The 12,566-nt window shown below is 72.6% G+C and carries 8 protein-coding genes and 1 pseudogene; 1 reads left to right on the top strand and 8 read right to left on the bottom strand.

Annotation, left to right across the window (positions count from 1 at the left end; translation table 11 throughout):
• Nucleotides 1–71 precede the first annotated feature (71 nt).
• The 6 genes from ACIRS1_RS29045 to ACIRS1_RS29070 form a co-directional block, all read right to left on the bottom strand.
• Complete coding sequence (locus ACIRS1_RS29045) at nt 72–2,738, bottom strand: cation-translocating P-type ATPase (RefSeq protein ID WP_402844915.1); 2,667 nt, start codon at nt 2,736–2,738, stop codon at nt 72–74.
• A 36-nt stretch (nt 2,739–2,774) separates the two neighbouring features.
• Entirely contained in the window at nt 2,775–3,308 is a 534-nt protein-coding gene (locus ACIRS1_RS29050; protein ID WP_402844917.1) for a flavodoxin family protein, read from the bottom strand.
• 91 nt (nt 3,309–3,399) lie between these two features.
• On the bottom strand, nt 3,400–4,245 hold the full coding sequence (locus ACIRS1_RS29055; protein WP_402844919.1) for a universal stress protein: 846 nt from the start codon (nt 4,243–4,245) through the stop codon (nt 3,400–3,402).
• A gap of 51 nt (nt 4,246–4,296) precedes the next feature.
• On the bottom strand, nt 4,297–5,175 hold the full coding sequence (locus tag ACIRS1_RS29060) for a universal stress protein (RefSeq protein ID WP_402844921.1): 879 nt from the start codon (nt 5,173–5,175) through the stop codon (nt 4,297–4,299).
• 562 nt (nt 5,176–5,737) lie between these two features.
• Nucleotides 5,738–8,287, bottom strand: a complete 2,550-nt coding sequence (locus ACIRS1_RS29065) for a cation-translocating P-type ATPase (protein ID WP_402844922.1) — start codon at nt 8,285–8,287, stop codon at nt 5,738–5,740.
• A 12-nt stretch (nt 8,288–8,299) separates the two neighbouring features.
• Nucleotides 8,300–8,533, bottom strand: a complete 234-nt coding sequence (locus ACIRS1_RS29070) for a DUF1918 domain-containing protein (protein WP_402844924.1) — start codon at nt 8,531–8,533, stop codon at nt 8,300–8,302.
• Nucleotides 8,534–8,723: 190 nt separating this feature from the next.
• On the opposite strand from ACIRS1_RS29070, the gene ACIRS1_RS29075 reads away from it, so the two are divergent.
• The gene (locus ACIRS1_RS29075) at nt 8,724–9,338 is read left to right on the top strand and encodes a hypothetical protein (protein ID WP_402844926.1); all 615 of its coding nucleotides are present in this window, start codon (nt 8,724–8,726) and stop codon (nt 9,336–9,338) included.
• Between the two features lie 8 nt (nt 9,339–9,346).
• Here ACIRS1_RS29075 and ACIRS1_RS29080 read toward each other — a convergent pair.
• Both ACIRS1_RS29080 and ACIRS1_RS29085 read right to left on the bottom strand, forming a co-directional pair.
• Nucleotides 9,347–11,706 (bottom strand): annotated as a pseudogene (locus ACIRS1_RS29080) (glycoside hydrolase family 65 protein).
• A gap of 210 nt (nt 11,707–11,916) precedes the next feature.
• Nucleotides 11,917–12,564, bottom strand: coding sequence for a hypothetical protein (locus ACIRS1_RS29085; protein ID WP_402844928.1), 648 nt, complete (start codon nt 12,562–12,564; stop codon nt 11,917–11,919).
• Nucleotides 12,565–12,566: the final 2 nt, after the last annotated feature.

Raw genomic sequence — 12,566 nt, forward strand, 5'->3', positions numbered from 1 at the left:
ATGGCCACCCGACTGACCGCCAGCCCGGACAGAATCGGGCAATACCTCCGCCCGAAACTCCTCGCGGCAGCCTAAATCGGTATCGAACACCCTCTGAGGGCTGCGGTGCCGAAGACCCGCTGCAGCGCCGGAAGGTAGACGACCGCGGCGGCGAATGCGAGCGAGAAGCCGATGCCGCCGAGCAGTTGGTGGTTGCCGAACACGCCGACGGCCCGCAGCGATGCCCGGTCGGTCCGGGCGGCGAAGGCGGTGCCGATCTGACAGGCGACGATTCCCAACCAAGCGACGGTGGTGGCCTGTTGATACGGCAGGTGGAGGGCGGCGCCCGCGCCGGTGGGGTCACCGGGGTGCCAGCCGGCGCGCCCGAGGGTGAGGAAGTAGCCACCCATCACCAGGGCGGCGGAGATCAGACCGAGGAATCCCCACGCCCGGGCAAGCATGGCCGGGCGGATCACCTTCTCCGACCGGGGCCGCGGCGGCCGGTCCATCAGGCCCGGTTCGGCGCGCTCGCGGCCGAGGGCCAGGGCCGGGAGCGTGTCGGTGCCGAGATCGATGGCGAGGATCTGCATCACCGTCAAGGGGAGCGGCACGGCTCCGCCGGCGAGGGCGAAGACCAGGAACGGGACGACCTCCGGAACGGCGTGGGTGAAGATGTAGACGATGAACTTGCGGATGTTCTCGTAGGTGCGTCGTCCCTCCTCGACGGCCGCGATGATGGTGGCGAAGTCGTCGTCGGTGAGCACCATGGTGGCGGCTTCGCGGGCGACTTCGGTGCCGGAGCGGCCCATGGCGACGCCGATGTCGGCGCGGCGCAGGGCGGGCGCGTCGTTCACGCCGTCGCCGGTCATGGCGACGGTGTGGCCCTCGGCCCGCAGGGCGTCGGCGATGCGCAGTTTGGCCTCGGGCGAGGTGCGGGCGAAGATCACCTCCTCGCCCCGGGACAGCAGCGCGTCCAGGCGCTCGTCGCCCATCGCGTCGAGTTCCGTGCCGGTGACGATGCGCATGCCGCGGTGGCCGATGCCGACTTGCTCGGCGACGGCGGCGGCGGTCAGGCCGTTGTCGCCGGTGACCACGTGGACGGTGATCCCCGCCCGGTGGGCCCTCCGGATGGCGTCGGCCACCTCGGGCCTCGGCGGGTCGGACATGGCGACCAGGCCGATCAGGCAGAGGTCGTGCTCGGCGTCCTCGCGGCGGGTCGGGAGTGGCTGCCCGGGAGCGAGGGCACGGCGCGCGACGGCCAGGACGCGCAGGCCGCGCGCCGCCAGCTCGCCGACTTCGTGGACCACCTCCGTGCGGTCGGCCGCGCTGATCGGGCGCTCGACGTCGTGGTCGAGCAGCCGGGTGGCGTGGGTGAGCACCTCTTCCGGGGCGCCCTTCGTGTGCAGGACGACCGAGCCGTCACGGGCGTCCGCGGTGGTCATGAGCTTGATGCGCGGGTCGAAGCGGAACAGTGCCCGGCGCTCCGCGTCCCGTCGAGCCGGTGCGCGGCCGGTGTCGGCGCGGGCAGCCAGGTCGAGGAGGGCGAGTTCGGTCGGGTCTCCGTGGCCCGCCGCCGGGTCGGCCGTCGTACAGGTGGCGGCGGCGTCGGCGAGCGTCAGGATTTCGTCGCCCCTCGCGGACGCGTCGACTCTCGTGGAGACACCGGCCGTCGTGGCTCCGGGAATCCACGTCTCGGTGACCCTCATCCGGTTTTCGGTCAGCGTGCCGGTCTTGTCCGTGCAGATCGCCGTGGTCGAGCCGAGCGTCTCCACGGCGGACAGCCGCTTGACCACGGCGCCGCGCCGGGCGAGGTCGCGCACGCCCGAGGCGAGGGCGAGGGTGATCGTCGGCAGCAGGCCCTCGGGTACGTTGGCGACGAGCAGTCCGACGGCGAAGGCCACCGATGCCGTGAGGGAGAGTCCGGCCGCCAGTCCCATCGGCAGGAACGCGAGCCCCCCGCCGACCGCGATCACCGCGATCAGCCGGGCGACCCGTTTGACCTGCTGTTCCAGCGGGCTCTCCTCACGCCGGGTGCGCTGACTCAGGGCGGCGATCCGGCCGAGCTCGGTGTGCATGCCCGTGGCCGTCACGAGCGCCACGGCGGCTCCGCCGGTACACACGGAGCCGGAGAACAGCAGGTCACGGGCGTCCAGCAACGGGCCGGGGCCCTCCGTGAACTCGGCGGAGCGGAACACCGGTACCGATTCGCCGGTCAGCGCCGAGAGGTCGACCTCCACCCCGCCCGAGAGCAGCCGCGAGTCCGCCGAGACCCGGTCACCCTCCTCCACCACCAGGACGTCACCCGGTACCAGTTCGGTCGCCGGCACCGACCGCCGTCGGCACTCGCGGACCACCGTGGCGTCGTCGGGCAGGAACCCGGCCAGGGCCTCCACCGCGCGCTCGGCCTGCCGCTCCTGCGCGAAGGCGAGCAGGGCGTTCAACCCGACCACCGCGAGGATCGCGCCCGTCAGGTTCGGGGCACCGCTGATCGCGGCCAGCCCAGCGGCACAGGCCAGCAACAGGGCGAGCGGGTGGGTGAACTGGCGCGCCAGTTCCCGCGGCCAGCGCCGGCCCTCCCGGCGTACCAGCGCATTGGGCCCGTACACGGTCAGCCGGCGGGAAGCCTCCCGCTCGCTCAGGCCGTCGGACGAGGTCCGCAGGTCGCGGAAGAGCAGGGCGAGGGGCTCACGGGGCTCCGGGGTCGCCTCGTCGGCGGGCGGCGGGGCAGCCGGGAACGCGGCCCGGACGTTGTCGGCCACGGTCGGCTCGACCGGTCGGTTCCGGCGCACCGGTGGTCAGACCAGCTTCGCGCCCCAGGCACGGGCGCGGTCGAGTTCGCCGTCGCGCAGCGGCCCGTCGTTGCGCTCCACGATGAAGCCCTCGGGTTCGGCGACGAGGTCGAAGTGGCGGTGGGAGAGCCGGTGGGCGATGCCGTTGGCGGCACCGCCGGCCCGGGGCATGTCGACCCGGGTGTCGAACGCGGCGGCGTGGACACCGTCTCCGCTCTTCGGCAGGTCGTGGAACCAAGCGCGCAGGCCCGGGCCCTCGGCGGTCTCTCGTGCCTCGGCGGCGGCCTCTTCGCGGCCTTCCTCGTGTGCCTCGGCCATGGCTGCCATCCGGCGGCTGAGCCCGGAGGACATGCCGTGCATGTGGGTCGGGCCGCCGACCACCAGCAGGTCCGCGGAGCGGGTGAGTTCGGCGTCGGCCTCGGCCACCGGGAGGCAGTCCACGGCCGCCCCGGGGTCGGCCTGGTGGACACCTTCGGCGATTGCCTCGGCGATCTCGCGGGTGTTGCCGTACATGCTCTCGTACACGATCACGGTGTGCATGGTCTCCACCTTTCGTCACCTCCAGGCTCACGCTGGAGATCGCCGGCGGGCATGGGCCGTCTGGACCCGATCCGGTCGCCGGACGGTCCCATCAGCCGTGCGGGACGATCGCGACCGGGCAGTCGACGTGGTGGATCGCGGCGTGGGCCACCGGACCGAGGTGGGCGCCGAGCGGCATCTGCCGGATCCGGCGGCCCAGGACGAGCAGCCGGGCCGTCTGCGCGGCCGCGGTGAGTTCGACGGCCGTGTTGCCGTGGACCAGGTCGGCCGTCACGTCCACCTCGGGGTGACGGGCTCGCCAGGGCTCCAAGGCGCCGTCGAGGCGGGCCCTCTCCTCAGGGGCGAGGTCCTTCCCGGCGTGGCCGGTGGCGTCGTAGGACAGGTACTTGATGGCCGCCGGAGGCTCCCAGACGTGCACCACTCGTAGCGGCGCCGTCCGCGCTGCGGCGGCCCAGAAGGCGAAGGCGAGCACCTCGTCCGCAGGACGGCCCAGGTCGAAGCCCACCAGCACGGGGCCGCCGGTTCCACCCCCGGAGGCCCGTACCAGTAACACCGGGCAGGTGGCCCGGCGCAGCACCTCCTGGCTCACCGAGCCGACCAGGAACCCGTGGACGGTGCCCAGGCCTCGGGACCCGAGCACGAGCAGCGTGGCGTTCCGTCCGGCGACCGCCAACGCCTCGGCCGGGTCGGCGGGGAGATGGACGGCGGAGACCTGGAGGTCGCGGTGGTCGACGCGCAGGTCCGATTCCAGGGCTACAAGCTGTTCGCGGCTGCGGACGTAGACCTCGTTCGAGCCGACCACGTCCAGCTTCGGCCAGGGCCAGGCCTGGAGCAGTTCGAGGGGCAGCCCGCGAACTCGGGCCTCGTCGGCGGCCCACCGGGTCGCGGCGAGGCTCTCCGGCGAGCCGTCGAATCCGACGACGACGGGACCGTTCACAATGTTCTCCCCGGGTTGGCCGATGATCGACACCGAGCGGACCGACCGGTCTCAGCGCCGGGAGGCGGGCACGGTGATGACCGGGCAGTGGGCGCGGTGCAGCAGACCGTGCGGGACGGAGCCGAGCCGCATGCCGGTGAAGCCGCCGCTGCCCCGGCGGCCGATGACGACGGCGAGGGCGTGCTCGGAGGCCTTCGCCAGCTCCTCGACCGGGTGGCCCTGGATCAGCTCGTGGGTCACGGTCACATCCGGGTGGAGATAGCGGCGCCCCGAGGTGGACTCGAACAGCAGCCGGCGCAGTATCTGTTCCGTGGCGTGCTCGTCGAGGTTGCCGACCGGCGACCGATGCCAGACCCAGAGGACGCGCAGGGCGGCCCGGCGTTCGGCAGCGAGGTCGAACGCGAAGTCGACGGCCCGCTCCGAGGACGGGCTACCGTCCACGCCGAGCACGACGTACGGCGGGTCCTGGGTGGTGTGTTCGGGGTCGCGGACCACGACCACCGGACAGCGGGCCTGGGCGCTGACCGGGACGGCGACCGAGTAGGCGCTCAGCGCTTCCTCGGCCCGGCCCAGCCGGCGGGAGCCGAGCACGACGAGCGCGGCGGTACGGGACTCGCGGCACAGCGCCGGCGCCGGGAGGTCCTCGGGGGCGTCGGTCGTCAGCGCCAGCCCCGGGTGCCGCTCCCAGGCCACGGACGCGGCCCAGTCGAGGGCCCGCTCGGCCCGCGCCAGCAGGGCCTTGTGGTAGCGGTCCCCGTCGAAGTGCCGGAACTCCCGGTACAGCGGCGGGACGGCGTGCACCAGCCGCAGCGACAGGCCCCGGCGGTCGGCTTCGTCGGCGGCCCAGGCCGCGGTCATCCGGCCGGTGTCGTGCGTGTCGACGCCGAGGACGACGGAACGGCCGGGGCTGTCGGAGCTCGCGGGTGTCATGGCGGTCCTCCTCGGGTTCGGCGTTGTACGGCCTGTTTCCACGGTAGGCACCGGTCCGAGCCCGCCACGAGGGACGACCGGCCCAGCCGCAGCAGACCGTCGGGCCCAGCCGACACGTCACCGCCCGGCGGCCCGGGACGGCCCCGGGGCCCTGGGGCGCTGCATCCGCAGGCGGCAAGGTGGAACGCGAAGCCGAACGAGGAGGTGGGCACGATGGTCCGGATCAAGGTCGTCACCAGGCCGACCCGCCCGCACGAACCCCCGCCGCTCGACCTGCGGACGCCGTCCGGCCGCCGGCTGCCCTACTGAGCCGAGCGCCGCGCCGTCTGCCTCTTCCAACTGTCCGATCCGCCGCCGGCGCACATCGGCACGGCACGGCCGACGCCAAGCCGGCCTGAGCGGAGGCCGTCCGCCGACGCGGGCCGTGCATGATGAATCGAGCCGCACGACGAACGACTGAACGAGGCCGCGCCGCGCGGCCCGTCGGCCGTCGCAGTGGTTGGCCACGCACCCGCGCCCGGCAAGATGCCGGACCGTCGAAGCGGGTGGCGATTCAGGGTTGCTAGATGCCTTGCTTTCGCAGCCGGGCCGTCGCGAAGCCTGCGAGCCCGGCGGCTGCCGGGGCGGTGAGGTCGCTCCAGGACAGCGGCGCGGTGTCCAGTACGTCGCGCAGGAACGGCAGGTAGAGGGCGGCCGCTGCGAGTGCGGCGGAGGCGAGGACCGCCAGCGGGAGGAAGGGGTTCGCGCGGGTCAGCAGGCGTTCGCGCAGCCCGAGGACGGTGCCGAGCTGGGCCGCCAGCAGGGCGAGGAACAGGACGGTCTGCCACGGGCGGTCACCGCCGTGGGCCCAGAGCCCGGCGCCGAGCGAGGCTGTTGCGACTACGAGGCCGAGCAACAGCACCCGCTGCCACACGCCCGAACCGAGGATGTGCTGGTGGGGTGGGCGCGGGGGCCGGGTCATCGCGCCCGGGGAGACGGGCTCGGCGCCCATGGCGACGCCGGTGAGGCCGTGAGTGAGCAGGTTGATCCAGAGGATCTGGCCCGCCCGCAGCGGCAGCGCGAGGCCGAACAGCGGTCCGGCGAGCATCACCAGGATCTCGGCCGCACCGCCGGCCAGCCCGAAGACCAGGAAGCGGCGGATGTTGTCGTAGACCCGTCGGCCTTCCTCCACCGCGCCGACCACGGTGGCGAGTTCGTCGTCGGCGAGGACCAGGTCGGCTGCCTGACGGGCGACCTCGGTGCCGCGCCGGCCCATGGCCACGCCGATATCCGCCTGGCGCAGGGCGGGACCGTCGTTGACGCCGTCGCCGGTCATCGCGGTGACGGCGCCCCGGGCACGCCAGGCCTGCACGATGTCGAGTTTCTGGCGGGGATCGGTACGGGCGAAGATCCGTGCCCGGGTGAGATCGGTGACCGCACCGGTGGCGATGGCCTGTCCGTTCACCACGACCTCCGGTCCGGCGCCCGGTTCGAGCAGGCCGATCCGAACGGCCAGGGCCCGGGCGGTGGCCGGATGGTCCCCGGTGACCAGGAGGGGCAGGATTCCGGCGCGCCGGCAGGAGGCCAAGGTGGCGGCCGCCGAAGACTTGGGCGGGTCGGCCAGCGCGGTCAGGCCGAGCAGCCGCAGGCCCCGCTCCACCGCATCGGGTCGCTCCGGCATGCGGTCGAGGCGGCGCCCGGCTACGGCGAGCACCCGGTAACCCTCGGCTGCGAGGCCGGCGGCCGCGTGCCGGGCCCGCTCCAGCAACTCGGGAGGGTCGGCCAGGACGACGGGTTCGAGGACCGCCTCCGGGGCGCCCTTGAGACAGGCCAGCAGGCCGCCGTCGGGCCCGTGGTGGACGGTGCTCATCCGCTTGCGGGTGCTGTCGAACGGCGTTTCCGCGACCCGGGGGTGCGTCTCCCGTAGCCGTTGGTGGTCCAGGCCCACCTTGCCGGCGGCGGTCAGCAGGGCGGCCTCGGTCGGATCTCCGAGCGCTCCCCATTCGCCGTCCGCGCCGCCGGACGGTCGGCGCAGGGTGGCGTCGTTGCACAGCGCGGCGGCGGTGAGCAAGCTCTTCACCTCCTCGTCGGCGGTTCCGGCGAGCCGGATCCCACCGGCCGGTCCGTAGCCGAGGCCGGTCACGATGGCCGTGGAATGCGGTGTCCAGAGGCGCTCGACGACCATGCGGCCCTCGGTGAGGGTGCCGGTCTTGTCCGTCGCCAGCACGGTGACCGAACCGAGCGTCTCGACGGCCGGCAGCCGTCGGACCACGGCGTGGCGGGCGGCCATCCGACGCGCGCCCAACGCGAGGGCGAGTGTGACGACGGCGGGCAGCGACTCCGGCACGGCGGCGACCGCCAGGCTGATGGCCGTCACGCCCATCTCGCCGGGCGGCTGGTGGCGGAGCAGACCGAGGACGAAGACCACCGCGCAGAGTCCGACCGCCACGGCGGCCAGCACCCGTCCGAGCCCGGCCAGCCTCCGCTGGAGCGGTGTGGGTTCGGGCCGGGGCCGCAGCATGGCGGCGATCCGGCCGAGCGCACTCCCGGCGCCGGTGGCCGTGACCACGGCGAGGGCCCGGCCCCTCAGCACCGTCGTCCCCGCCTGGACCCTTTCGTCCTCCGGGGCCTCGGACTGGACCGACTTGATCACCGGCAGGGACTCGCCGGTCAGCATCGACTCGTCGAGCAGGAGCGCCGCCGCCTCGATGAGCCGGGCGTCGGCCGGGACGATGTCCCCTTCGGCGAGGACGACGACGTCTCCCGGGACGATCTCGGCCGACGGCACCGTGCGCTGCACTCCGTCGCGCACCACCCGCGCCGCCGGGGCGGACAGCCGGGAGAGTGCAGCGACGGCGTTCTCCGCCCGGACCTCCTGGACCACGCCCACGGTGGTGTTGATCACGATCACCAGCGCGATGACGATCGCGTCCGGGTGGTCGCCGATGGCCAGTGTCAGGGCGACGGCCGCGAGCAGCACGGTGATCAGGGGATCCCGGAGCTGGGCGGCCACCCGGGCCCACAGCGGCACCCGCCGGTCGGCCGCGACTTCGTTGCGGCCGTGCTCGGCGAGCAGATTCGCGGCCTCGGTACCGGTGAGTCCGCCCGCGGGGGCGTGGGCAGCGACTGTCACGGCGGTGGCCAGTCAATCGGCGAAGAGGTGCGGATGGGGCGGGGCGGCCTCGTCCTCGTCTCGGTAGTGGTGGATCCGGGCGTCCGGACCGGGAAAGTACTCCGTCACCCGGTCGTTCTCCGACCAGCGCACGTCGTACGGCGGGCTGCCGTCCGGGTGGTGCAGGCCGACGATCTCGCCGTCCCTGCGCGCTGTGCCCGGTCGGGTGCCCTGGACGATGATGCGGTCTCCCACGTCGGCTCTCATGGCGTCCTCCCTGGCTCGGTGCGGGGCCGGCCGGCCGCCGTACTCCTTCCATGGCACCACCGGACCACGGGCTCCGGCTGGGGCCGGTCGGTCCTCGGTGTACGGCCCGTCAGGCCCTCGGGGAACGGCAGCGGGCTCGCCAGACTGATCGGCGAGGGCTGAAGCCGTCCCGGCACCGAGGAGGCGCGTCATGTCCGCCACAGCCGCCGCGCACCTGCACCCCGCCTCCCGCACGACCCTGCGCGGGCATCTCCGCCGGGCCGCCGGCCGGGACAACAACCCGCTCTGCCGTCCGCTCGACCGGGCGTACAGCCGCCTCGTGACCGGCACGGCGCTGATGGTGCTCGTCGCCGTGGTCTTGGCCGTGGTCGCCGCCCTGCTGCTGTACCGCACGGAGGCGGACGATGCGGCACGGGCCGCCCGGCACTGGCACGTCGTCACCGCCGTCACGACGGGCCCCGCGCAGTCGGACGACCCGAGGGGCAGCGCGCGGGAGCACGCCCCAGCGCGGTGGACGTACCCGGTCGGACCCGGTGCGGGCAGCGTCCCCGTGCCGGACGGCACGACCACCGGCACGGCGCTCCGCGTCGGCCTGAACGACGCCGGGCAGCCGCTCGGCGCCCCCCGGTCGAACGGACTGATCGTCTCGGACGCCGTCCTGGTGGGTCTGGCCACGGTCACCACGCTCGGATTCGGTACGGAGGGCTGGGTCGCCCTGCGCCGCCATCGGCTGGACCGGCGGTCGGAGGCGGACTGGGAGTCCGAGTGGGAGCAGGTGGAACCCGGCTGGTCCGGGCGGCGGTGAAGCCCTGGCTACAGATGGAAGCGCCGGGTCTCGCCCGGCCGGATCGTCGACTCGGTGCCGCGCAGGCGGATGCGGACCGGTTCCTGGCGGTCCTCGCGCAGACCCACCGTGACCGTGCGGCGGTCGACGGCGATGGTGAGGCCCCAGTGCCCCCGGTAGCGCAGGTCCAGGTCGATGCGGCTGAGGGCGGAGGGCAGGTGCGGGTCGAGCCAGAGGGCGTCCTCGCGGATCTCCAGGCCGGTGTAGCAGCGCTGGAGGAGGTCGACCGCACCCGCCATGGCCCCGAGGTGGACGCCCTCGGCCGTGGTGCCGTACTGGCTGTCCCGGAGATCCGCCACCAGGGCGTCACGGAAGTGGCGCCAGGAGGCGCGGCGGTCGGAGCGGGTGAGCACCCAGGCGTGCACCACCGAGCTGAGCGTCGAGCCGTGGACGGTGCGCCGCAGATAGTAGTCGGTCGTGCGGCGCAGAAGCTCGTGACCGGCCGGGTGGCCGAGGTGCCGTAGCAGGTCGCGGACCTCGCGGGCGGAGAACAGGTACCAGAGCATCAGCGCGTCGGCCTGCTTGGACGCCTTGTAGCGGTTGACGGTGTCGCCCTCGGCTTCCAGGATCCGGTCGAGCCGGCGCAGGTCGGGGTAGCGGAACCGGTAGGCCGTCCAGTCGAGTTCGGCGAGGCGCTCATAGCCATCGAACTGGCTGAGGACGCCCTCGTGGAAGGGGACGTGCAGGCGTCGTCCGACGTCCTGCCAGCGTTCCAGCTCCGCGTCGTCGAGGGCCAGGCGTTCGCGCAGTTCGTCGCGGCGGTAGCCGGGCAGGACGTCCAGGGCGTCCTGGGCGCGGGCCAGGACCCAGGAGGCCAGCACGTTGGTGTAGGCGTTGTCGTCGAGTCCCGGCCGGTCCGCCCACGGGTAGGCGTCGTGGTACTCGTCGGGGCCGAGGACGCCGCGGATCGACCAGCGCTCCCGGGGCCGGTCGTAGGAGGCGGCCGAGGACCAGAAGCGGGCGATCTCCACCAGCGTCTCGGCGCCGGCCGTGGCCAGGAAGTCCCGGTCTCCGGTGGACTGGTAGTACTGCCAGGTGTTGTACGCGACGGCCGATCCGACATGCCGCTGCAGGTGGCTGTGGTCGGGCAGCCAGCGACCGGACAATGGGTTCAGGTGCAGCTGCTGGGACTCCTCCTGGCCGTCGCCGGCGCTCTGCCATGGGTACATCGCCCCGTGCAGGCCGAGCGCGCGGGCTTCCCGGCGGGCGGCATCCAGCCGGCGGTAGCGGTAGCGCAGCACGGCGCGGGCCAGTTCCGGGAAGCGGAGGCTGAGCACCCGCAGCACGAACAGCTCGTCCCAGAAGACGTGTCCCCGGTACGCCTCGCCGTGGAGTCCCCGGGCCGGGATGCCGACGTCGAGGTCGACGGAGTGCTCGGAGTAGGTCTGGAGCAGGTGGAACAGGTTCAGGTGCAGCGGACCGGCGCCGTCGAAGTCCGCCTCGATCCCGCAGCGGCGCCACAATTCCGCCCAGCGCAGGGTGTGTTCGGCGAGCAGCTGCTCGAAGTCGCCGGCCTCGGCGGCGAGCAGGCGGGAGGCGCGCAACGGGGTCTCGATCGCCCGGTCGCGGGAGGTGTGCACGGAGACTGTCTTCGTGACGGTGAGGGGCCGGCGCTGTTCGGCGTTCAGGGTGAGGATGTGGGCCGCCCAGCCCTCGCGGCACTCGGTGACCCGCTCTGCGGCAGCGGTTGTCGTCCGGCCGCAAAGGGCGATCCGCAACGGCGAGTTGACGGCCTCGACTTCGAGCCGGAGCAGTCCCTCCTCGTCCACTCCCTGACCGGTCGGGACGAGGTGGCGCCGGGCCAGCCCCTGGTAGCGGGCGACGCCGGTGTTGGCGACGTTGCCGTCCAGGCCGGAGCGGACTTCCAGCGGGCCGGACAGTTCTCCGGGGTGAAGGTGCTCTCCAGAGCGAGCAGGTGCGGCCGGGCCTGGCTGGCGAACCGGCGTTGCAGGAGCCGGGTCCTTCGTCCCCGCTCGTCGACGACGAGGGCGGTGCGGGTGAGCAGCCCCCGGCGCAGGTCAAGCTCCAGCGTCTGCTCGGCGGGCGGTCCGGTGAACCACGCCCCGCCCGTCGGCCGGAACGTCAACGGCAACCAGTTCGGGCCGTTGATCAAGTCCTCGTTGGTGACCACGCGCCCGGCGACCGTCGACTCCGCCCGGTCGTAACAGCCCGCCAGGTACAGGCCCGGATAGTGCACCCTGTCGGCCACCGACTCCGGTGCGGCGCCCCGGCTGACCACGTACCCGTTGCCGACCGCGCACAGCGCCTCCCGCAATCCCTCCTCCACCGGGTCGAAGCCCTCGTAGCGGAGCGTCCACGGATCCGGTATGTCGGGATTCCCCGCGGATGGGTCTGGTGCCACAGGTGACCTCCCGTGCCGACTGGCCTGCCTCCAGTCTGCGCACCGGTTTACTCGCCCGCCTGCGCACCGTCCCAGACCGCTTGCGGCGCGCATCCGTTCCGGCCGAAAGCGACGGATAGGAACAACTATAAACCTGAGCAAAGACGGGCGGTGGTGATTCCACTAATCACGCAAGAGCTAATGGCCGGCGCCGCGGAGTCTGCGATAGAGTTGGTGAACTTTGGAGGCAAATGGACTTGCCGACTCAGGATTGTTGTTTCCATTTTCATGAATTCGCCGCGATGGCAGCGGAAAGTTCCCGGCCGTAGTTGGCCATTTCCTGATCCGCGTCCCGATGGCGCGGTCATTCAGGGAGGCGATTGCCCGGATGCGCCGGTCTGTTGGAGAAACGACCTGGCGAGACGCCAGCATTCTGCTGTCACTGCGGCGAGACTCGGACTTGACCTCGACCGTGACATTCGGCCAGGAAGCCAGCCAGACCTCTGCCTCGCCAGGTTTAATCGTGAACGGAGGAATTGGTCCGTCGCATACCTCGATGGCGGGGTCCGGCAATAGCACGTCAGGAATGCGTCTATAGAGGTGCTTGAAGCGTCGACGCCTTAGAGTGCCAACTGCCACTTCGAAGACCTTCGTCTCTAGCCTTCCCGCATTGATCACCGTGATTCGAAGGGTGTTTCGCGAATCCACCTCCGCGTGGACGTCAATCCGAGGACCAGACCGGCGGTACACCCAAACAGTTCCCAGGGCGAGGAGGGCGCCGAAAATCAACGCGACATCGGTTGCAATCTGAAGCCAGTTCGGAGGTAAGGAAGTGTTCACTGCCATGA

It is taken from the genome of Kitasatospora sp. NPDC101176 (assembly GCF_044768035.1).
GTDB lineage: Bacteria > Actinomycetota > Actinomycetes > Streptomycetales > Streptomycetaceae > Kitasatospora.